The 21298-nt window shown below is 72.0% G+C and carries 15 protein-coding genes and 2 tRNA genes; 16 read left to right on the top strand and 1 reads right to left on the bottom strand.

Translation table 11 applies throughout. The features are described from left to right. Nucleotides 1–108: 108 nt before the first annotated feature. Both N801_RS11975 and N801_RS11970 read left to right on the top strand, forming a co-directional pair. Entirely contained in the window at nt 109–3096 is a 2988-nt protein-coding gene (locus N801_RS11975; protein ID WP_035938069.1) for an alpha/beta fold hydrolase, read from the top strand. Continuing rightward, the gene (locus tag N801_RS11970) at nt 3093–3917 is read left to right on the top strand and encodes an ABC transporter permease (RefSeq protein ID WP_035938066.1); all 825 of its coding nucleotides are present in this window, start codon (nt 3093–3095) and stop codon (nt 3915–3917) included. Before N801_RS11975 ends, N801_RS11970 begins: the two co-directional genes overlap by 4 nt. Here the strand turns inward: N801_RS11970 and N801_RS11965 are convergent. Then, nucleotides 3910–6603 carry an AMP-binding protein gene (locus tag N801_RS11965; RefSeq protein ID WP_052112928.1) on the bottom strand — a complete coding sequence of 898 codons (2694 nt, stop codon included), beginning with the start codon at nt 6601–6603 and terminating at the stop codon, nt 3910–3912. The two genes, N801_RS11970 and N801_RS11965, sit on opposite strands and share 8 nt — an antisense overlap. A gap of 83 nt (nt 6604–6686) precedes the next feature. On the opposite strand from N801_RS11965, the gene N801_RS11960 reads away from it, so the two are divergent. The 14 genes from N801_RS11960 to N801_RS11900 all read left to right on the top strand — a co-directional run bounded on the left by N801_RS11960 (nt 6687) and on the right by N801_RS11900 (nt 21223). Then, a complete protein-coding gene (locus N801_RS11960) occupies nt 6687–7718 on the top strand; it encodes an extracellular solute-binding protein (RefSeq protein ID WP_052112927.1) in 1032 nt (343 codons plus the stop codon). Nucleotides 7719–7750: 32 nt separating this feature from the next. Continuing rightward, nucleotides 7751–9430: an ABC transporter permease gene (locus N801_RS11955; RefSeq protein WP_052112926.1), complete on the top strand. Its 1680-nt coding sequence runs from the start codon at nt 7751–7753 to the stop codon at nt 9428–9430. Continuing rightward, on the top strand, nt 9427–10521 hold the full coding sequence (locus N801_RS11950) for an ABC transporter ATP-binding protein (protein ID WP_035938064.1): 1095 nt from the start codon (nt 9427–9429) through the stop codon (nt 10519–10521). The genes N801_RS11955 and N801_RS11950 overlap by 4 nt, the downstream gene beginning before the upstream one ends. A 278-nt stretch (nt 10522–10799) precedes the next feature. Continuing rightward, nucleotides 10800–11813, top strand: a complete 1014-nt coding sequence (locus tag N801_RS11945; RefSeq protein WP_035938061.1) for a methionine ABC transporter ATP-binding protein — start codon at nt 10800–10802, stop codon at nt 11811–11813. After that, the gene (locus N801_RS11940; RefSeq protein WP_035938060.1) at nt 11810–12487 is read left to right on the top strand and encodes a methionine ABC transporter permease; all 678 of its coding nucleotides are present in this window, start codon (nt 11810–11812) and stop codon (nt 12485–12487) included. Before N801_RS11945 ends, N801_RS11940 begins: the two co-directional genes overlap by 4 nt. Nucleotides 12488–12601: 114 nt before the next feature. Beyond that, nucleotides 12602–13453, top strand: coding sequence for a MetQ/NlpA family ABC transporter substrate-binding protein (locus N801_RS11935; RefSeq protein WP_035938058.1), 852 nt, complete (start codon nt 12602–12604; stop codon nt 13451–13453). 138 nt (nt 13454–13591) lie between these two features. Further along, a complete protein-coding gene (locus N801_RS11930) occupies nt 13592–14065 on the top strand; it encodes an acyl-CoA thioesterase (protein WP_035938055.1) in 474 nt (157 codons plus the stop codon). Between the two features lie 32 nt (nt 14066–14097). Then, nucleotides 14098–14838, top strand: coding sequence for a hypothetical protein (locus N801_RS11925; protein ID WP_035938052.1), 741 nt, complete (start codon nt 14098–14100; stop codon nt 14836–14838). Nucleotides 14839–15142: 304 nt separating this feature from the next. Then, complete coding sequence (gene gyrB / locus N801_RS11920; protein ID WP_084108835.1) at nt 15143–17242, top strand: DNA topoisomerase (ATP-hydrolyzing) subunit B; 2100 nt, start codon at nt 15143–15145, stop codon at nt 17240–17242. A gap of 201 nt (nt 17243–17443) precedes the next feature. Beyond that, nucleotides 17444–20203: a DNA gyrase subunit A gene (gene gyrA / locus N801_RS11915; protein WP_035938047.1), complete on the top strand. Its 2760-nt coding sequence runs from the start codon at nt 17444–17446 to the stop codon at nt 20201–20203. A 71-nt stretch (nt 20204–20274) separates the two neighbouring features. Next, nucleotides 20275–20721, top strand: coding sequence for a DUF3566 domain-containing protein (locus N801_RS11910; RefSeq protein ID WP_245618416.1), 447 nt, complete (start codon nt 20275–20277; stop codon nt 20719–20721). A gap of 130 nt (nt 20722–20851) precedes the next feature. Further along, a tRNA-Ile gene (locus N801_RS11905) sits at nt 20852–20928 on the top strand. Between the two features lie 29 nt (nt 20929–20957). Further along, nucleotides 20958–21122, top strand: coding sequence for a DLW-39 family protein (locus tag N801_RS20760; RefSeq protein WP_156996738.1), 165 nt, complete (start codon nt 20958–20960; stop codon nt 21120–21122). 28 nt (nt 21123–21150) lie between these two features. Beyond that, nucleotides 21151–21223 (top strand) — tRNA-Ala (locus N801_RS11900). The last annotated feature ends 75 nt before the right edge of the window (nt 21224–21298 follow it).

Here is a 21298-nt window from a genome sequence, read left to right as displayed (position 1 = left end):
AACCACCCTGGGGAGTGAGCGGAACCAAGTCGTGGGGCCGAAGCGTTCGTCGGGTGTGCGGTAGGCACAGCACTGACCCCCCGGACGTCGTCGCGAGAGGATGAGCCCATGCAGCGGCTCGCTCAGGCACGTCGTCGTCGAGCCCTCGCGACCGTGGTCGGCGCCCTCGCCGGGGTGTCCGTCCTCGCGGGGCCCGCCGCCTCGGTCTCGGCCACCACCGCCGCTGACGTCAGGACGACCGACCAGCTCGTCGACGTCGGTCCGGAGACCGACGGCACACCCGTGCGGCTCGACACCCGCCTCTATCTCCCCGAGGGGGACGAGCCCCGACCCGCGGTGCTGCTCGCCCACGGCTTCGGTGGCAGCAAGCAGTCCGTCGACCGCGAGGCCCGGCAGTATGCCGCGGACGGCCACGTCGTCCTCACCTTCACGGCCCGCGGCTTCGGTCGCTCCGGCGGCCGGATCCACCTCAACTCTCCCGACCACGAGATCGCCGACGGCACGGTCCTCCTCGACCTCCTCGGTGCCCGTCCCGAGGTGAGGCAGGACGGCGCGGGGGACCCGCGGGTCGCGGTCGTGGGCGGCTCGTACGGTGGTGCGTTCGCGCTCATGCTCGCGGGGGTGGACCAGCGGGTCGACGCCACGGTCGCCGCCATCACGTGGAACGACCTCTCCAGCGCCCTCTTCCCCCAGGCGGCAGCGGGCAGCACGACGCCCGGCCCGTACAAGCAGCTGTGGGGCGCCCGCTTCTTCGGCGCGAGCGTCGGCTCACTCCCCGGCGCCCCGTCGACGTCCGCCACCACCACGGCCCCCGCCGCCATGGCCCCCCCCTCCTCGGCCCCGGGCCCGTCGGCCGCCCCCGCCGCGGTGGCCCCGGCTGCCGTCCGACTTATTGCGCATTCCGGTCAGACCGCGGAACCGGCAGCGGTCCGCGGTGCCACCGGAATGCGCAATAAGTCGGGTTCCACCGGCCGGAATGCGCAATCAGTGGGGGAGTCGGCGGCGCCGGCGGAGGTCCTGTGCGGCCGGTTCGAGCTGGCGCTCTGCGCCGAGCTCCAGGACGCGGCCGAGAGCGGCCGTCCGAGCGCCGCGCTCACCGCGACCCTGCGCCGCAACAGCCCGCGCGGGACGATCGGCGCCGTCACCGCGCCCACCCTCCTCGTCCAGGGCGAGGCCGACACCCTCTTCGGGCTCGACCAGGCCGACGCCAACGCCGCCGGCCTGGCCGCCGCGGGGACCCGCCACGCCGTGCGCTGGACCGACGGCGGGCACGACGGCGCCTCCTCCAACCCCGGCCTCGACGAGGGCGCCGCACGGACCTGGCTGCGCACGTACCTCGCCGGCAGCCGGACCGACCCGCTCCCCGTCCCGGCCTTCACCTACTCGCTGCCGGTCCCCCGGCGCAGCGACACCGCCCCGGTGGCGACCCTCGACGCGTACCCCGGGCTGCGGGGCACCCCTCGCCAGGTGCCGCTGCGCGCCCCCGCCGAGCCGGCCGCCCTCCTCACGCCCCCGGGCGGCCAGCCCAGCTCGATGACCTCCCTCCCCGGGCTCGGCTCGCTCGAGCTGCCGACCTACCGGCTCGCCGCCCTCCCCGGCATGTCGACGGCTTTCGACAGCGCCGTCCTCGAACGCTCCCTCACGGTCGTGGGCACCCCGAGCGTGCGGCTCCGGGTGACGTCCACCGGCGAGGAGGCGACGCTCTTCGTCTCGCTCTGGCGGGTGGAGGGCACCGACGCGGTCCAGCAGCGCTCCCTCACCGCCCCGGTCCGGGTGGCGCTGACTCCCGGTCGCGCCACGGACGTCACCGTCGACCTCCCCGCGTCGGTCTGGTCGATGGCCGCGGGGAGCCGGTGGCGCGTGCTCGTCACGACGACCGACACGGCGTTCACCACCCCCCGGCAGGCGCGTGCCGACCGCATCACCCTCGCCACCCCCACCCTCACCGTCCCCACGGCGGACGGCCGCATCCTCCCGTCGACGACCGAGCGGGACACCGAGTCGATCGCCCTCGCCGGCGGCATCCTCGCCCTGCTCGGCGGGATCGGCGGGTCGGCGCTGCTGCGGAGCCGACGCCGGCACCGGGAGCACGTGCGCGAGGAGTACGCCGACATCCCGCTCGTCGTCGACCGGCTCGTCAAGACGTATGCCGACGGCCACCGGGCCGTCGACGACGTGTCCTGGCGCGCGGAGCGGGGCCAGGTCGTCGGCCTGCTCGGTCCGAACGGGGCCGGCAAGACGACGACGATGCGGATGATGCTCGGCCTCATCACGCCGGACTCGGGGACGGTCCACGTCCTGGGCCGACCGGTCCACCCGGGCTCGGAGGTCCTGGGCCGGGTGGGAGCTCTCGTCGAGGGGCCGGGGTTCCTGCCCCACCTCACGGGCCGGCAGAACCTCCAGGCGTACTGGGCCGCCACCGGCCGTCCCCCAGCCGAGGCCGGCATGGACGACGCCCTCGGCGTCGCCGCGCTCGGTGGCGCCCTCGACCGTCCGGTGCGCACCTACAGCCACGGCATGAAACAGCGACTCGGCATCGCCCAGGCGATGCTCGGCCGGCCCGAGGTGCTCTTCCTCGACGAGCCGACGAACGGACTCGACCCGCCCCAGATCGCGGCGATGCGCCCGATCCTCCAGTCCTACGCCGCGTCCGGACGCACGGTCGTCGTCTCCAGCCACCTCCTCGCCGAGGTCGAGCTGACCTGCAGCCACGTCGTCGTCATGAACGCCGGGCGGGTCGTCACCGCCGGGCCGGTCGCCGAGCTCCTCTCGAGCGAGGACACCACCGTCTTCGAACTGGCCTCCCTCGCCTCGCTCGGCCCCGCCCGGGCGGCCCTCGAGGGCGCCGAGGGCACCCGGTCGCTCGAGGTCATCGACGACCCGTCGAAGCCCACGCTCACCGTCGTCTCTGACCGGCCCCGCGAGTCCGTCGTCCGCGCGGTCGTCGACGCCGGCGCCGAGGTCGTCGGGGTCGGCAGCCGGCGCCACCTCGAGGAGGTCTTCCTCGGGGTCATCGCGTCCTCGCAGGCCCCGTCCGCCGACGGGTCCCCGGACGGCTCGCTCGTCGAGCGCCTGCGCCAGGTGCGGGCCCGATGAGCCGGCCCCTGTCCTGGCGGGCCGAGCTGCGCCGCCAGCTCGGACGGCGTCGCACGCTCTGGATCATCGGGATCGTCTTCGCGCTGCCGCTCATCCTCGTCGCGGCGTTCTCCCTCGACGACGACCCCGGCCGATCCGGCGACCCCACCGTCCGGCTCGTCGACCTCGCGACCGGTGGCGGCCCGAACTTCACCGTGTTCGCCTTCTTCGTCTCGGCCGAGCTGCTCCTCTTCATCGTCGCCGCGCTCTTCGCCGGCGACCCGGTCCCGGCCGAGGCGTCCTGGGCGTCGCTGCGCTACCTGCTCACGGCGCCGGTCACCCGGGCGCGCCTGCTCACGAGCAAGCTCGTCATCGGGTTCCTCTCGACCGCGGCGCTCGTCGTCACCCTCCCCGCGTGGGCCTTCCTCGTCGGCACCCTCGCCTACGGCACCGAGCCGTTCAGCATCCTCGGCGGTGGCGAACTGCCCTGGGGCGAGTGGCTGCCCCGCATGGCGCTCGCGGTTGGCTACGTCCTCGTCATGATCGCGCCGATCGGTGCCTTCTCGTTCTGGGTGGGCGTCCGGAGCCAGACCCCGCTCGCCGCGGTGGGCGGCGCGCTCATCCTGCTCATCGTCTCGGGCATCCTCGACTCGATCGACGCCCTCGGCGACTGGCGCAAGGCGCTGCCGGCGCACTACTCCCGGGCGTGGCTCGACCTGCTCGTCTCCGGCCCGGTGGACTGGACCGACCTTCGTCACGGCGCGCTGTGGTCGGTCCTCTACACGGTGCTCTTCGTCGGGCTCGGCTACCGGCGCTTCCGCCGGCAGGACATCCTCAGCTGAGCGTCGCGCCGGAGCCCGAGCGCGCCGGCGTCCCCATCCGTCGCGACACCCGGCGACCGACCCACCGCGCGACCGGCTCGACGAGCGGGGTCGACCCGCGCCACACGATCCAGCCCGCGACGACCGCCGCCACGGCGCCGAGCAGCGAGTAGCCGACGCGGCCCAGCACCTCCCACTGCACGAGGTAGATGAACAGCGACGCGGACGCGAGCGGCACGAGCACCGGCACGAGGAACGCCGGCACCCGCACGGAACGCACCCACAGCAGGACGAGCAGTCCCACGGCGATGGTGAGCTCGCGGGTCGGGTCACCGAAGATGCCGGGCACCACCACGGCGACGTATGCCGTGAGCAGCCACCGCTGCCACCGCGCGTCCGCGCGGGCCATCGCCCACCCCAGGGCGAACAGCCAGAGCACCGCGGCGGGCCGTCCGTTGACGTGGTGCGAGCCGACGTCGACGAGCCCGAACCGGAACACGAGCCCGAGCAGCGCCAGGCCGACCGGCACCGCGAAGGGCCGGGCGCGCTCGAGCCGGTCGAGGGCCGGCACGCTCAGCAGCACCGCGACCCCGGCGAGCAGGTGCACGAGCACCTCGACGAACCAGTAGCGCCACTGCGCGTCGACGTCGTCGCCGAGGACCGAGGTGAGCAGGGCGGCGTTCCACCCGGTGTAGCGCTCGTCGATGAGGACGAGCAGGCCGATCCACACGGCGCTGGGCACGGCGATCCGGGTCAGCGACTCGAGGACGTGGGCGACGCGGTCGCTGCGACGCGCACCGGCGAGCTGGAAGCGCGCGAACGCGTAGCCGGCGACGGCGAGCAGCACGTGAGCCCCACCCCGGGCCTCGAGGACGCCCGCGTGGGTGAGCACGATGACCGCGATCGCGAGGGCGCGCAGCAGCACCGAGGTCTCGACGACCCGCCCGCGCAGCCAGCGCCGCACCGGTCCCGGCTCGGCCTCGACCGGGACGCCCTGCGGCTGCGCCTGGCGCACGAGCTCGGCGACCGAGCGGACCTGCCACGACGGGGGCAGCGTCCCGAGCAACCCTTCGAGCCGCACCGACATCTCCACGTAGGACAGCGAGTCGCCGCGCAGGCTGACGAACGAGTCGTCGACGGTGGCGTCCGGCCGGTCGAGGACGACCGCGTAGAGCGCCCGCACCTCGTCCACCGCACCCCCCGCGCCCGCACCCCCCGCGCCCGCACCCCCCGCTTGCGTCTGCGTCGATGGTGAGGTTTCTGACCATCCGCGCAGACGCTGGGAAGCCGGGGCCGGGGCCGGGGCGTGAGTCGGCGGCGGCGCGGCGAACTGGGCGGCGAGGGTGGGGCGGTCGACCTTGCCCGACACGGTGCGGGGGGCCGCGTCGAGCGCGAGCACGGCCACGGCGGAGCGCGGGACGGCATACCGCTCGCTCACCGCACGGCGGACGCGGTCCGGGACGGCGTCGTCGACGGCCACGAGCGCGACGAGCAGGCGGTCCCCACCGTCCAGGACGTATGCCGTGTGGCCGTCGTCCGCGAGGTCGGTCTCGACCCGGTCGAGGTCGATCCGCAGGCCGCAGACCTTGGCGACCCGGGTGCGGCGGCCGACGATCTCGACGAGCCCGTCGGCGTCGAACCGGGCGAGGTCTCCGGTCCGGAGCTCGTGCAGCTCGGTACCGCGCGCCAGGTCGGCGGGCGACTCGGCGTAGCCCATCATGACGTTGCCGCCCGTGTAGACGAGCTCGCCGACGCCCGGGGCAGCGTCCTCGGAGGGTGACAGCGGCTCGATCCGGAAGTGACCGCCGCGCACGGCGACCCCGACCGACGAGGGGTGCGTGCCCGCCAGCCGCGGCGGCAGGGTCGCCATGCGGGCCGTCGCCTCGGTCTGGCCGTACATCACGCACAGCTCGAAACCGCGCTCCTCGCCGAGCGCGGCCCAGCGCCGCACGGTCGCGGGGTCCATCCGCCCGCCGGCCTGGGTGAGGAGCCGGAGCGAGGGCAGGTCCATCGACGCGAACCCGACGGCGTCGAGCAGGTCGAACGTGTAGGGCACCCCGGCCAGCGTCGTCCCCCCGGCGGCGCCGAACGCCTCCCAGAAGCAGGCGTCGACGACGGACAGGTCGGTGAGCAGCACCCCGGCGCCGACCGACAGGTGGCTGAGGAGGACCGACAGGCCGTAGCAGTACTGCAGCGGCAGTGTCGTCGCCGCGACGTCGTCCGGCCCGAGGGCCAGCGCGTCGGCGATCTGGCCCGCGTTGCAGTCGAGGTTGGCCGCGCTGAGCCGGACGAGCTTGGGCGACCCGGTCGAGCCCGACGTCGAGAGGAGCAGGGCGAGGTCGGGGTGGAACGCGTGCGCGCTCACCGTCCGTCGCTCCGTGAGCTCGGCGCCGCGCGCCACGACGTCCGGGTCGTAGGCCGCGACGAGACCGTCCGAGCCCGGCGAGGTGACGAGGACCGGGTGCCCACCGGCCAGGGCCGCGAGCAGCGTCGTCACGGTCTCGAGGTCGTTGGCCGCCTCGAGGAGCACGAGCCGTGGAGCCGACCCCAAAGCGGCCCGGCGGGAGTCGACGCGGTCGGCCAGGGCGGCATACGTCATCGTCTCGAGCCCCGCGGAGCCCGCCCAGGACAGGGCGGTGGCGCCACCGAACGACCGCAGCCGCCCGACGAGGGCGACGCGGTGCCGGGGCAGGGCGGGGGCCGTCACAGCGATCGATGGTACTGGGATTTGGTCAGGCTTACCTAACTCCGCTTGAATGGTGGGGTACGCCGACCAGACCAGGAGTCCCTGTGCCCCGCACCGCTCGCGTCCTCACCGCCGGCCTCGTCGCCACGGCGACCGTCCTGCCCCTCGCGGGGTGCGGCGTCCTCGGCATCGGTGGCAGCACCGCCGACCTGCAGATCTACTCCGCGCGCCACTACGACCTCGAGGGCGCGTTCAAGGACTTCCAGGACGAGACCGGGATCAGCGTCGAGTTCATCTCGGGCAACGACGCCGAGCTGCTCCAGCGGATCAAGGCCGAGGGGACCGACGGCGAGGCCGACGTCTACATGACCGTCGACGCCGGCAACCTCTGGAACGCCGGCAAGGAGGGCGTCCTGCGCCCCCTCGACTCCACCACCCTCACCGAGGCCGTCCCCGCCGACCTGCGCGACAGCGGCAACCAGTGGTACGGCCTCGCGATGCGTGCCCGCACGACGATGTACAACCCGGACGCCGTGAAGCCGACCGACTTCGACGCGACGAACACGTATGCCGGCCTCACCGACCCGAAGTGGAAGGACCGCCTCTGCATGCGCGACTCCACCTCGGCCTACACGCAGAGCCTCGTCGCGAGCCTCATCGACCTCGACGGCCGCGACCAGGCGCTCGCCACCGTCAAGGGCTGGGTGGCCAACGGCGTCGACATCAAGTCCAACGACGTCGAGCTGCTCAAGGCGATCGACGCCGGCCAGTGCGACGTCGGCATCACCAACCACTACTACCTCGCCCGCGAGCTCGAGAAGAAGGCCGACCTCAAGGTCAAGCCGTTCTGGGCCTCGCAGTCCGGCGCCGGCACCCACGTCAACATCTCGGGGGCAGGCGTCGTCAGGTCCTCCGACAACCCCGCCCAGGCGCAGCAGCTCATCGAGTGGCTCGCCACCAAGGGCCAGAGCGCGTTCGTCGACGGCAACCACGAGTACCCCGTCAACGAGTCCGTGAAGCCGGAGCCGGTCATCGCCGGGTTCGGCGAGTTCACCCGCATGCCGCTGTCGGCCGAGGCGTACGGCTCGCAGAACGCCGAGGCCGTCAAGGTCCTCTCCGAGGCCGGCTACAAGTGACCGACCCGCAGTGAGCACGCGGTGAGCACGCCGTGAGCACGTGGCCGAGCACCCGCTCGAGCACCCGGGCGCGGTTCGTGGGGACGGGCCGACCCTGGTGGTCGGCGACCGTCGTCGTCATCGCGCTCGTCGTCTCGGTGCCCGTGCTCTCCGTGCTCGCCGCCGCGGTCGCCTCCGTGGGCAGCCCCGCCTGGCCGGGTGACCTCGGCGAGATGCTGCTCACGACCGTCCTGCTCCTCGCGGGGGTGGGGGTGGGCACGGCGCTCCTCGGCGTCGGGCTGGCGTGGCTCGTGACGGCATACGACTTCCCCGGCCGGCGGGCGTTCTCCTGGCTGCTCGTCCTGCCGCTGGCGATGCCGGCGTACGTGCTCGGCTTCCTCTTCCTCTCGACGTTCGGCGCGGCCGGCGGGCCGGCGCGGGCGTCGCGCGACGTCTTCGGCGGGTCCGCGTTCGTCGAGCTGCTCGCCGGTCGGCTCGGTGCGCCGGTCGTGCTGTCGCTGACGCTGTACCCGTACGTCTTCCTGCTGTCCCGCGCGGCCTTCCGCGGGCAGGGACAGGCGACCTGGGACGCCGCCCGGATGCTCGGCGCCACGCCGTGGCGGGCCTTCCGGCAGGTGCTGCTGCCGCTGGCGCGACCCGCACTGGCCGGCGGGCTCGCCGTCGTCATGATGGAGACGCTCACCGACTTCGCGACGGTCCAGTACTTCGGGGTGCGCACCGTCTCGGTTGGCGTCTACCTCACGTGGAAGGGCAGCTTCGACTTCGCGTCGGCCGCGCAGCTCTCGGTGCTCGTCCTCGTCTTCGCCGTCATGGTGCTCGCCGGTGAGCGGATCCTGCGCGGCGGCGCCCGCTACGACTCCCGCGGTGGCGGCCAGCGCCCGCCGGCCGCGCCGCACGTGCTCACCGGGGCCTCCCGCTGGTGGGCGTTCGCGGCGGCGGCCTCGGTGCTGGCCGCCGGCTTCCTCCTGCCGGTCGTGCAGCTGCTGTGGTGGGCGGTGAGCGCGACCCTGGCCGACTCCTCCTCGCTCTCGACCGGACGCTTCGCGACCAACCTCACCAACAGCGCGGTCATGGCCGCGCTCGCCGCGGTCGCCTGCGTCGGGCTGGCGCTGCTCGTCACCCACGGGGTGCGCGTCACGGGCGGTCGCCTCGCCCGGGGTGCCGCGCAGCTCACGACCTTCGGGTATGCCGTTCCCGGCGCCGTCATCGGGATCGGCGTCCTCGTCTCCTTCGCCGCGGTCGACGGCTGGCTCGAGGCGCTCGGGGTGCCGGGCGGGACCGGCCTCGTGGTCACCGGCTCGGTGCTCGGCATCCTCGCCTCCTACGTCGTCCGGTTCCTTGCACCGGCCTACCAGGCGGTCGACGCGAGCTTCGCGACGATCTCCGCGTCGGTGACGAACTCGGCCTTCTCGCTCGGGGCGAGCCCGATGCGGGTGCTGCGCCGGGTCCACCTGCCGCTGTCGCGCTCGGGCATCGCCGTCGCGCTCGTGCTCGTCGCCGTCGACGCCGTCAAGGAGCTGCCGCTGGTGCTGCTGCTGCGACCCTTCGGTTTCACGACGCTCTCGGTGTGGGTCTACGAGCTCGCCAACGAGAACTTCTGGGAGCAGGCGGCCCTGCCCGCCCTCCTCATCGTCGCGCTCGCTATCGTGCCGGTGTGGTTCCTCGTGCGGCAGGTGCGCCTCGCCGAGCCGCACCAGCAGGTGACGTCATGACCGACGCGCTGCGGATCGACGGGGTCACCAAGTCGTACGGGGACACCCCCGCCGTCTGTGACCTCGACCTGTCGATGCCGCAGGGTGAGATCCTTGCGCTCATCGGCCCGTCCGGCTGCGGCAAGTCGACCCTCCTGCGGCTCATCGCGGGCCTCGAGCGCCCGGACTCCGGGGCCGTGACCGTGGGCGGCCGGGTCGTCGCCGGGCCGTCCTGGGTTCCCCCGGAGCAGCGCCGGGTGGGGCTCGTCTTCCAGGAGCACGCCCTCTTCCCGCACCTGCGCGTCGGGGACAACATCCGCTTCGGCCTCGCCGACCGCCCGCGCGCCGAGCAGGACGCCCGGGTGCGTGAGGTGCTCGACCTCGTCCACCTCTCGCACGTCGCCGACCGCTACCCCCACGAGCTGTCCGGCGGCGAGCAGCAGCGGGTGGCGCTCGCCCGGGCGCTCGCCCCCCGGCCCGCGGTCGTCCTCATGGACGAGCCGTTCTCGTCGCTCGACGAGTCCCTGCGGGCGCGGGTGCGCGCCGACACGGTCGACGTCCTGCGCGCCACCGGCACCACGGCCGTGCTCGTCACCCACGACCAGACCGAGGCGCTCGCCGTCGGCGACCGGGTCGGGGTCATGCGCGAGGGCGTCATCGAGCAGCTCGGCACCCCGGTCGAGGTCTTCGAGCGCCCGGTGAGCCGCTTCGTCGCGTCGTTCATGGGCGACGCCGACTTCCTGCCCGCGTCGCTCGTCGAGGAGGGTCTCGCCTGCGAGCTCGGCCTCGTCACCGTGCGCCGGGACACGGCTCAGGCCGAGATCGTGCTTCGCCCGCACGAGGTCTCGCTCAAGCTGCCCGGCCCCGGGGTGCACGGGGCGCCGGCCGTCGTGACGCACGTCGAGTACCACGGTGCCTTCGTCCTGCACACCGTCCGGCTCGCCTCCGGTCGCACGGTCCGGTCGTGGCAGCCGCACTCGGTCCGCTACCCGGTGGGCACGGAGGTCCTCGTGTCGATCGTGCTCGGCATCATCCCCAGCGTCCTCGTCGGCGAGCGCACCCTCGGCGCCTCCCCCGCGACGTCCCCGCCCACGCCGGCGGCTGCTGGCTGACCCCGCGGCGAGCGGGCGGCATACCCCAGCGTCCGCAACCTTGGTCGCGAACCCGACCACTCCTGCGGACACAAGCCGACCGGTGCTGGCAGCGTCTGCGTGGATGGTCAGAAACCTCACCATCCGCGCAGACGCAAGCCGACCGGGCCCGGGCAGCGTCCGCAACCTTGGTCGAGAACCCGACCACTCCTGCGGACGCAAGCGGTATGCCGGCCCCACCCGGACCAGCGCGTGGGACCGATTTGCTTATGTGACGGATAACCCTTGATTATGAAAGTGTGGTTGACGATTCATCAGCATCCCCGGCGCTGGCCGTCAGGGACCTCACCAAGACCTTCGAGTCCCGCAGCGGCACCGTCACGGCGCTCGACCGGGTCTCCCTCACCGTCCCCCGGGGCGAGATCCACGGCATCGTCGGACGCTCCGGCGCCGGCAAGTCGACGCTGATCCGCTGCCTCACCGGGCTCGAGCGCCCGACCTCGGGCGAGGTCGTCGTCGCCGGCGAGGACATCACCGTCCTGCGCGGTGACCAGCTCCGGGCGGCGCGGAGGCGCTTCGGCGTCGTCTACCAGCACGCCAACCTGCTCGACTCCCGCACCGCGGCCGACAACGTCGCCCTGCCGCTCGAGATCGCCGGCTGGGAGAAGGCCCGCATCGACGCCCGCGTCACCGAGCTCCTCGACCTCGTCGGCCTGTCCGACCGGGCCCGGAACCACCCCGGCCAGCTCTCCGGGGGCCAGCAACAGCGCGTCGGGATCGCCCGTGCCCTGGCCGCGGACCCCGAGATCCTCCTGTGCGACGAGCCGACGTCGGCCCTCGACGCCGCCACCACCGGGTCGATCCTCGGCCTGCTCCGCGAGCTGCGTGACCGGCTCGGCATCACCGTCGTCATCATCACCCACGAGCCGTCGGTCGTGCGCGAGGTCTGCGATGCCGTGACGCTGCTCGGCGACGGCGCCGTGATCGAGCAGGGCCGCCTCGGCGCGCTCATCTCCGACCCGTCCAACCGCCTGCACCGCGAGCTCATCCCCCTCGTCGAACCCGCGGCGGACGGCCTCACCCGCCTCCAGGTCGCCCTCGGGCACCCGGACGCGACGGTCGGCACCATCGACGGCATCCTCGCCCTGCTCCGCCGCGAGGGCATCGAGTCCGACGTGGCCGCCGCGACCGTCGAGACCATCGCCGGCCGCCGGGTCGGGCGCCTCCTCGTCGAGCTCGCCGACCCCAGCCAGGTCGCGAGCGCCCACAAGGTCCTCGACGGCGCCAACCTGCACCCGGAGGTGGCGGCATGAGGACCGAGGCCGAATGGCTCGACAACCCCGTCATCACCGAGGGGCTGCCGGTCGCGCTCGCGGAGACCCTGGCCATGACCGTCGGGTCGGCGGCGATCACCGCCTTGCTCGGCGTCGTCGTCGGGGTGCTGCTCCACAACAGCTCCCCGGGAGGCATCGCCCCCCGCCCCGGCCTCAACCGCGTGCTCGGGGGAGTCGTCAACCTCGGTCGCTCGCTGCCCTTCCTCATCCTGATGATCGCGATCATCCCGTTTACCCGCTTCGTCGCGGGGACGACCGTCGGCTGGCGGGCGATGATCGTGCCGCTGACCATCGGCGCCGTGCCGTTCTTCGCGCGGCTCGTCGAGACCTCGCTGCGTGAGGTGTCGTCCGGCAAGGTCGAGGCCGCCACGATGATGGGCGCCACCCGCTGGGACGTCACCCGCAAGGTCCTCCTGCCCGAGGCCCTGCCCGGCATCGTCGCCGGGCTCACCACGACCGTCATCGCGCTCATCGGCTACAGCGCCATGGCCGGCGCCGTGGGTGGTGGTGGCCTCGGTGCCACCGCGATGTCCTACGGCTACAACCGGTTCCAGACCGACGTGATGATCGCGGCCGTCGTGCTGCTCGTCGTCGTCGTGCAGCTCGTCCAGGTGACCGGCGACCGCGTCGCGCGCGCCGTCGACCACCGCTGAACCTCCGGACGGCGTATGCCGTCCGCTCCCGACAGTGTCGTCGGCCCCGTGATCCGCCGCTCACCCCGGCGTACCCCCGTCGGCCGACCGGCCGGCATACCGAAAGGAATCCCCATGCCCTCCTTCCCTCGTCGTGGCCTCGCCGCCGGAGCCTCGTTCCTCGTCGCCGCGAGCCTCACGGCCTGCGGCGCCGGAGGTGGCGACAGCAGTGCCCCCGAGGCCGATGACCAGGGCGTCACCACGCTCGTCATCGGGGCCTCGCCCACGCCGCACGCCAAGATCCTCGAGTTCGTCGACAAGGAGCTCGCCGCCGAGGCAGGGCTCGACCTCGAGATCAAGTCCTTCGACGACTACGTCCAGCCCAACGTCCAGCTCGCCGAGGGCACCCTCGACGCGAACTACTACCAGCACCTGCCCTACTACGAGGCGCAGGTGAAGGACCGGGGCTACGAGTTCGCGCACTACGAGGGCGTGCACATCGAGCCGTTCGCGCTGTACTCGAAGAAGGTGAGCGACGTCGCCGCGCTCCCGGAGGGCGCCCAGGTCGGCATCAACAACGACCCGTCCAACCAGGGCCGGGCGCTCGAGCTCCTCGCCAAGGCGGGCGTCATCACGCTCAAGGCCGGCAAGGACGCGACCAACGCGACGATCTACGACGTCGACGAGAACACCAAGAAGCTCAAGTTCGTCGAGACCGACCCGGCCCAGCTCGTGCGCTCGCTCGACGACCTCGACGTCGCCGTCATCAACGGCAACTACGCGCTCGAGGCCGACCTGTCGCCGTCCAAGGACGCGATCCTCGTCGAGGAGGCGGACGGCAACCCGTACGCCAACTTCCTCGCGGTGCAGGCCGCGGACGAGTCCAACCCGGCGCTGAAGAAGCTCGACGAGCTGCTCCACTCCCCCGAGGTCAAGGCCTACCTCACGAAGACCTGGGCCGACGGCTCGGTACTCCCCGCCTTCTGACCCCCGCGCCCCCCGGCCCACCCCCGGCAACCCCCCTCGTTGCGTCTGCGTCAGTGGTCGCTCCAGCAGCCGTTGGCGCAGACGCAACGAGACGCTCGGCTCGCAAGCCAGATCAGGTGCGCGGCTAGCCTGAGCGGCATGACCTCGGACGAGCCCGACCCCCGCACCCTCGAGCGCTCGGACTTCCCCGAGATCCAGCGGGTCTCGACGCGGTGGTCCGACAACGACATGTACGGCCACCTCAACAACGCCGTCTACTACGAGCTGTTCGACTCCGTCCTCAACGCCTGGCTCATCCGGGAGACCGGCATCGACGAGACGGTCTCGGAGGCGATGGGTGTCGTCGCCGAGTCCTCGTGCCGGTTCTACTCCGAGCTGGCCTACCCGCAGCCGATCGACGTCGGCGTCCGGGTCGAGCGGGTGGGGACCAAGAGCGTGACCTTCGCCTTCGGGCTCTTCGCCGAGGGGAGCGACGCGATCGCCGCCCACGGGCTGTGGGCTCAGGTCTACGTCGACCGCGACGGACGACACACGGTCGCCCTGCCCACCGTGGTGCGCGATGTGGTGGAACGCACGGCCGCCGCCCAGCCCGTCCGCCGCGTGGCGAACTAGTCACACCAGTCACTCCCGTTACAGTGACCTCCATGACGACCCGGGGTTCCCTCCTGTCCGCCCGCCGCACCCTCCGCATGGCCGCGCCGATGCTCGTCGCCGTCCTCGCGCTCGGCGCGTGCTCGGACGACGAGCCGACCGCGGCGCCGTCGCGCACGACGGCCCCGAGCGCCTCGCCGTCGGAGACCCCCACCCCGAGCGAGACCCCCAGCGCCACCCCGACCGTCACGACGACGCCGAGCGCCACCCCCTCGGTGACCCCGACGCCGACCGCGAGCCCGTCCGTGACCGCCACGCGCGCCCCCTCGGCGACGCCGTCGCCCACCCGGACGAGCTGCCCCGCGTCGAAGGCCGGCGCCCCCAACACCAGCGGCATGACCAGCGCCGCCGCCGCCACCGCCAAGAAGGTGCACGCCGCGGCCAAGGCCTGCGACGCCGCCACCCTCGTCGCGATGGCCAAGGCCGACACGACCGGGCTCGCCGGCGACCAGGCGCCCGCGGCGATCTTCACCGCGCGCACCCCACAGAACTTCGTCGCCCTCGCGACCCTGCTCACCCTGCCGCCGACCGAGACGTTCGACGGGACGATCCAGCCGCGCGTCTTCTCGGAGCAGTTCGCCCAGACCGACGCCGAGTGGGACGTCGTCGTCTCCGCGGGCCTCGTCACCCGGGCGGCCGCGACCAAGATGCGTCAGGACGACGGCGGCTACACCGGCTACCGCGTCGGGATCGCCGGGGACGGCACCTGGACCTTCTTCACGACCGGTCGCTGAGCCCACTCTCGCCCCCGCTGGGCCCTGGTCGGCCTGCTCGAGAACGCGCCTCAGACGGCCTCAGAGGGGTGGGGGCCGTATGCCGGGTCGGAAACCGGTCTCATCCGTCGAAGAAACCGCCTTCACGGGCCTCCACTGGCGTGCGCTGACGGTCCTGACGGGTAAACTTCGGGGTGAACGTCGCGCCCAGGGTGCATTTGCGCCCCGGGCGCGCGGCATGAGCCAGACCAGCTGAAGGAGCACCGTGCCCAGCACGCCCGAGGACAACAGCATCGAGACACCCGAGGCACCCGAGGCGACGTCGGTGACGACGTCCGACGGCACCGGCCCCGCACCCGCAGTGGCGCCCACAGCGGCGCCTGCGCCCACCCCGGACCCGACGGGACGCACGACCACCCCGGGACGGCAGTCGTCCGCGGTCGCCGAGGACGCGGCATACGACGCCTCGGCGATCACCGTGCTCGAGGGTCTCGAGGCGGTCCGCAAGCGCCCCGGCATGTACATCGGGTCCACCGGTGAGCGCGGCCTGCACCACCTCGTCTGGGAGATCGTCGACAACTCCGTCGACGAGTCGCTCGCCGGCCACGCCGACACGATCGACGTCACCCTCCTCGAGGACGGCGGCGTCCGCGTCGCCGACAACGGCCGAGGCATCCCGACGGGCATGAACGAGGCCTACGGCGTCTCCACCGTCGAGCTCGTGCTCACCCAGCTCCACGCCGGCGGCAAGTTCGGTGGCGGCGGCTACAAGGTGTCCGGTGGCCTCCACGGGGTCGGCTCCTCCGTCGTCAACGCCCTCGCCACCCGGCTCATCGCCGAGGTCCGCCAGCTGGGGCACGTGTGGCGCATCGAGTTCGACCACGGCGAGCGCATCGCCCCGCTCGAGAAGGTCGGCGAGACCGACGAGACCGGCACCACCATCACGTACTGGGCCGACGACCAGATCTTCGAGACCGTCGACTACGACTACGAGACGATCCGGGCCCGCTTCCAGCAGATGGCCTTCCTCAACAAGGGCCTGACGATCAACCTCGTCGACGAGCGCGTCCAGGAGACCCCCGAGGACGCCGAGTCCGACGCGGTCGAGGGCAACGAGAGTCGTCAGCGCAAGGTCTCCTACCGCTACGACAACGGCCTCGTCGACTACGTCACCCACCTCGTGTCGAGCAAGAAGTCCGAGCCCGTGCACCCCGAGATCATCAGCATCGAGGTGGAGGACCAGGAGCGCGAGCTCAGCCTCGAGCTCGCCATGCAGTGGACGGGCTCCTACAGCGAGTCGGTCCACACCTACGCCAACACGATCAACACCCACGAGGGCGGCACCCACGAGGAGGGCTTCCGCTCCGCGCTCACGAGGATGATCAACGACTTCGCCCGCGAGCAGAACCAGCTCAAGGACAAGGACGAGAACCTCACCGGCGACGACGTCCGCGAGGGCCTCACCGCCGTCATCAGCGTCAAGCTCGGCGAGCCGCAGTTCGAGGGCCAGACCAAGACCAAGCTCGGCAACTCCGAGGTCAAGGGCTTCGTCCAGCGCGCGATGACCGACTCGTTCGGCGACTGGCTCGAGCGCCACCCCGCCGAGGGCCGCGACATCGTCCGCAAGGCGATCCAGGCCGCGACCGCGCGCCTCGCCGCCCGCAAGGCCCGCGAGGCCACCCGCAAGCGCGTCCTCGAGTCCGGGGGCCTGCCGGGCAAGCTGCGCGACTGTCAGGCCAAGGACCCGGCGGTCTCCGAGGTCTACATCGTCGAGGGCGACTCCGCCGGCGGCTCGGCCGTGCGCGGCCGCAACCCGTACAACCAGGCGATCCTCCCGATCCGCGGCAAGATCCTCAACGTCGAGCGCGCCCGTCTCGACCGGGCCCTGGGCAACCAGGAGGTCCAGGCGCTCATCTCGGCGTTCGGCACCGGCATCGGCGAGGACTTCACGATCGAGAAGGCCCGCTACCACAAGATCGTCATCATGGCCGATGCCGACGTCGACGGCATGCACATCCGCACGCTGCTGCTGACGCTGCTCTTCCGGTTCATGAAGCCGCTCATCGAGGCCGGCTACGTCTACCTCGCGCAGCCCCCGCTCTACCGCATCAAGTGGAGCAACGCGGCGCACGAGTTCGCGTTCACCGACCGCGAGCGGGACGCGCTCGTCGCCGAGGGCCAGAGCCGCGGCCGGCGCATGCCCAAGGAGAACGGGATCCAGCGCTACAAGGGTCTCGGCGAGATGGACTACCAGGAGCTGTGGGAGACCACGATGAACCCCGACACCCGGGTCCTGCTCCAGATCACGCTCGACGACGCGGCCGCCGCCGACGAGATCTTCTCGGTCCTCATGGGCGAGGACGTCGAGTCGCGCCGCTCGTTCATCCAGCGCAACGCGCGCGACGTGCGCTTCCTGGACATCTGACCGGCATGCGTATGCCGTCCGCCCCCCTCACGCCTGCGTCCGCAACCCTGGTCGAGATCTCGACCACTGCTGCGGACGCAGCCGGGCGGCACCCCACAGCGTCCGCAATGTTGGCCGGGAAGCCGACCAACATTGCGGACACCAGCGCGCCGCTCGCCGCGCGCCCACTGCTTTGACCTGCACTGAGAGACAAGGGAACTGATGGCTGACGACATCGACGGCATGGACGACCTCGACGTGGAGGACCCGGGCGAGCAGGGTTCCGTGGCGCCCGACCGCTCCCCGGGCGAGACCGACCGGATCGAGCCGGTCGACCTCAACACGGAGATGCAGCGCTCCTACATCGAGTACGCGATGAGCGTCATCGTCAGCCGCGCGCTGCCGGACGTGCGCGACGGGCTCAAGCCCGTGCACCGCCGCGTGGTCTACGCCATGTACGACGGTGGCTACCGGCCCGACCGCGGCTTCAACAAGTGCAGCCGCGTCGTCGGTGACGTCATGGGCCAGTACCACCCGCACGGCGACAGCGCGATCTACGACGCCCTCGTGCGGCTCGTCCAGGACTGGTCGCTGCGCTACCCGCTCGTGCAGGGCCAGGGCAACTTCGGCAGCCCGGGCGACGACCCCGCCGCCGCCCCCCGCTACACCGAGTGCCGCATGGCGCCGCTGTCGATGGAGCTCGTCCGCGACATCGACAAGAAGACCGTCGACTTCGCCCCGAACTACGACGGCAAGACGTTGGAGCCGACGGTCCTGCCGGCGCGCTTCCCCAACCTGCTCGTCAACGGCTCGTCCGGCATCGCGGTCGGCATGGCCACGCAGATCCCCCCGCACAACCTGCGTGAGGTGGCCGCGGCCGCGCAGTGGCAGCTCGAGAACCCGGACGCGTCGCGCGAGGAGGCCCTGGAGGCCGTCATGTCGCGGGTGCACGGGCCGGACTTCCCCACCGGCGCGCTCATCATGGGCCGCAAGGGCATCGACGACGCCTACCGCACGGGCCGCGGCTCGATCATCATGCGCGCGGTCGTCGAGGTCGAGGAGATCCAGGGCCGTCAGTGCCTCGTCATCACCGAGCTCCCCTACCAGGTCAACCCTGACAGCCTCGCCCAGAAGATCGCCGAGCACGTCAAGGACGGCCGCCTCCACGGCATCGCCGACATCCGTGACGAGACCTCCGGCCGCACCGGCCAGCGCCTCGTCATCGTGCTGCGCCGCGACGCGATCGCCAAGGTCGTGCTCAACAACCTCTACAAGCACACCCAGCTGCAGACCTCCTTCGGCGCGAACATGCTCGCGCTCGTCGACGGCGTGCCGCGCACCCTGCCGATCGACTCGTTCATCCGCTACTGGGTGGACCACCAGATCGACGTCATCCAGCGCCGCACGGCCTTCCTCCTCAAGGAGGCCGAGGACCGCATCCACATCCTGCGCGGGCTGCTCAAGGCGCTCGACCTGCTCGACGAGGTCATCGCCCTCATCCGCCGCTCCCCGACCGCGGAGGCGGCCCGTGACGGGCTCATCGAGCTCCTCGAGATCGACGAGATCCAGGCCCGCGCGATCCTCGAGCTCCAGCTGCGCCGCCTCGCGGCCCTGGAGCGCCAGAAGATCATCGACGAGCACGACTCGATCCAGCGCGAGATCGAGGACTACGAGGACATCCTCGCCAAGCCCGACCGCCAGCGGAGCATCATCTCCGAGGAGCTCGCGGGGATCGTGGAGAAGTTCGGCGACGAACGCCGCACCGTCATCCACGGCTTCGACGGCGACATGTCGATGGAGGACCTCATCCCCGAGGAGGACGTCGTCGTGACGATCACCCGGGGCGGGTACGCCAAGCGGACCAAGGTCGACGCCTACCGCTCGCAGAAGCGCGGCGGCAAGGGTGTCAAGGGCGCGTCCCTGCGCGGCGAGGACGTGGTCGCGCACTTCTTCACGACGACCTCGCACCACTGGCTGCTGTTCTTCACCAACCTGGGCCGGGTCTACCGGGCCAAGGCGTACGAGCTGCCCGACGCGAGCCGTGACGCCAAGGGCCAGCACGTCGCCAACATCATGGCGTTCCAGCCCGACGAGCAGATCGCCCAGGTGCTGGCGCTCAAGGACTACCAGCAGACGCCCTACCTCGTGCTCGCCACCCGGAACGGGCTCGTCAAGAAGACCCGCCTCTCCGAGTACGACTCGCCCCGCTCGGGCGGCCTCATCGCCGTCAACCTGCGCGACGGCGACGAGCTCGTCGGTGCCGGGCTGACGTCCTCCGCCGACGACCTGCTGCTCGTCTCCCGCACGGGCCAGTCGGTCCGCTTCCACGCCGACGACGCGACGCTGCGGCCCATGGGTCGCTCGACCTCCGGTGTCACCGGCATGAAGTTCCGCGGCGACGACTCGCTCCTCGCGATGTCGGTCATCGACGACGGCACCGACCCCGACGTCTTCGTCGTCTTCGAGACGGGCATGGCCAAGCGCTCCAAGGCCTCGCAGTGGAACGTCAAGGGTCGCGCGATCCTCGGTGTCACCGTCGCCAAGCAGACCGAGAAGGGCGGCGACCTCGTCGGCGCCCTCACCGTCGACGAGGACGACGAGGTCATGGTCGTGTTCGAGCGCGGCAACATCGTCCGCTCCCGGGTCGACGAGGTCCGCCTCACCGGACGCAACACCGGTGGTGTGTGGTTCGCCAAGCCCAACAAGAACGACGCGATCGTCGGGGTGGCCCGCAACGCCGAGAAGGCCGTCGAGGAGGAGGTCGCCGAGGCCGACGCCGAGGGCGTCTCCCCGGTCGACGGCACCCCCGTCGACGCGCCCCTCGAGACGGCGGTCGAGGCCGCCGGCCCCGACGGACCGGACCCGGACGACACGTCCGCGGTCACAGGTGCGGAGGATGACCTCGGCACAACCGATGGCGTACCGTCGGAACCCCAGGACGGCGCCGCTGGCGACGACGAGCGTGACGGAGACGGCGAGTGAGCACGGCAGACCAGGCAGGGACCTCGATGCGTTCGGCGTCGAGCTCTTCGTCCCCTGAGCCCACCCGGTCGATGGCGAGGTCGGAGTCCGACACCCATCGCGCCAGCACGCCGGCCCCGTCCGCGCAGGCACCAGCGTCGGCTCCGTCCCCCCGCGGCCGTCGCGTCCGGCTCACCGTCTCGCGGGTCGACCCGTGGTCGGCGATGAAGATGTCGTTCCTGCTGTCGGTGGCCCTGGGCATCGCCGGCGTCGTCATGGTCTCCGTGCTGTGGATGATCCTCGCCGGCATGGGCGTCTTCGACCAGGTCAACGGCCTCGTCGGCCAGATCATCCAGGACGGCGAGAACACCTTCGACATCATGGACTTCCTCGGCTTCGGCCGGGTCGTCTCGCTCGCGATCGTCGTCGGCGTCATCGACGTCATCCTCATGACGGCGCTCGCGACCCTCGCGGCCTTCCTCTACAACGTGTCGAGCAGCCTCGTCGGCGGCCTCCAGCTGACCCTCACCGACGACTGACCGAACCACCCACATCCGGTATGCCGTCCGCGCACTTGCGTGGGCGGCATACCGTTTTGTTCGTAGACGGGACGGTGGGGTAACCTCGTCTCTCGCGCCGCCGTGAAGGTGGCGCCGCCGGATCGGCGACGGGCCTATAGCTCAGACGGTTAGAGCGCTTCCCTGATAAGGAAGAGGCCAGAGGTTCAAGTCCTCTTAGGCCCACCATCCGATCATCGACCGCTGAGGTGGCTTGCGTGAAGAAGATCCTCGTCGTCGCGTTGACCGCGCTCACCGCCGGCATCGTGAAGAAAAAGCTCGACGCCCAGGGCGCCGACCAGCGACTGTGGGCCGAGGCCACCAACGGTGGTGGGGTGAGCGGGACCGACCTGCCCGCGACCACCCCCAACAGCTCGAACTGAATCACCCGCGTGGCGCCCGCGTCACCGAGGGGCCATGGCGCAATTGGTAGCGCACCTGCTTTGCAAGCAGGGGGTTAGGGGTTCGAGTCCCCTTGGCTCCACCGCAGGTCAGAGGCCCTTTCCGTTCGTCGGGAAGGGCCTCTGCCCCGTCTGTACGATTGCGTCCCGTGGGTTGG

Origin of the sequence: Knoellia aerolata DSM 18566 (assembly GCF_000768695.1) — a bacterium.
Lineage (GTDB): Bacteria > Actinomycetota > Actinomycetes > Actinomycetales > Dermatophilaceae > Knoellia > Knoellia aerolata.
The sequence above is the reverse complement of the archived record's forward strand: the minus strand, read 5'-3'. Positions and strand labels throughout refer to the sequence as shown.

Coding starts and splice junctions, on each gene's coding strand:
- N801_RS11975 (WP_035938069.1), top strand. CDS start 109: ATGCAGCGGCTCGCTCAGGCACGTCGTCGTCGAGCCCTCGCGACCGTG.
- N801_RS11970 (WP_035938066.1), top strand. CDS start 3,093: ATGAGCCGGCCCCTGTCCTGGCGGGCCGAGCTGCGCCGCCAGCTCGGA.
- N801_RS11950 (WP_035938064.1), top strand. CDS start 9,427: ATGACCGACGCGCTGCGGATCGACGGGGTCACCAAGTCGTACGGGGAC.
- N801_RS11940 (WP_035938060.1), top strand. CDS start 11,810: ATGAGGACCGAGGCCGAATGGCTCGACAACCCCGTCATCACCGAGGGG.
- N801_RS11935 (WP_035938058.1), top strand. CDS start 12,602: ATGCCCTCCTTCCCTCGTCGTGGCCTCGCCGCCGGAGCCTCGTTCCTC.
- N801_RS11930 (WP_035938055.1), top strand. CDS start 13,592: ATGACCTCGGACGAGCCCGACCCCCGCACCCTCGAGCGCTCGGACTTC.
- N801_RS11925 (WP_035938052.1), top strand. CDS start 14,098: ATGACGACCCGGGGTTCCCTCCTGTCCGCCCGCCGCACCCTCCGCATG.
- gyrA (WP_035938047.1), top strand. CDS start 17,444: ATGGCTGACGACATCGACGGCATGGACGACCTCGACGTGGAGGACCCG.
- N801_RS11910 (WP_245618416.1), top strand. CDS start 20,275: ATGGCGAGGTCGGAGTCCGACACCCATCGCGCCAGCACGCCGGCCCCG.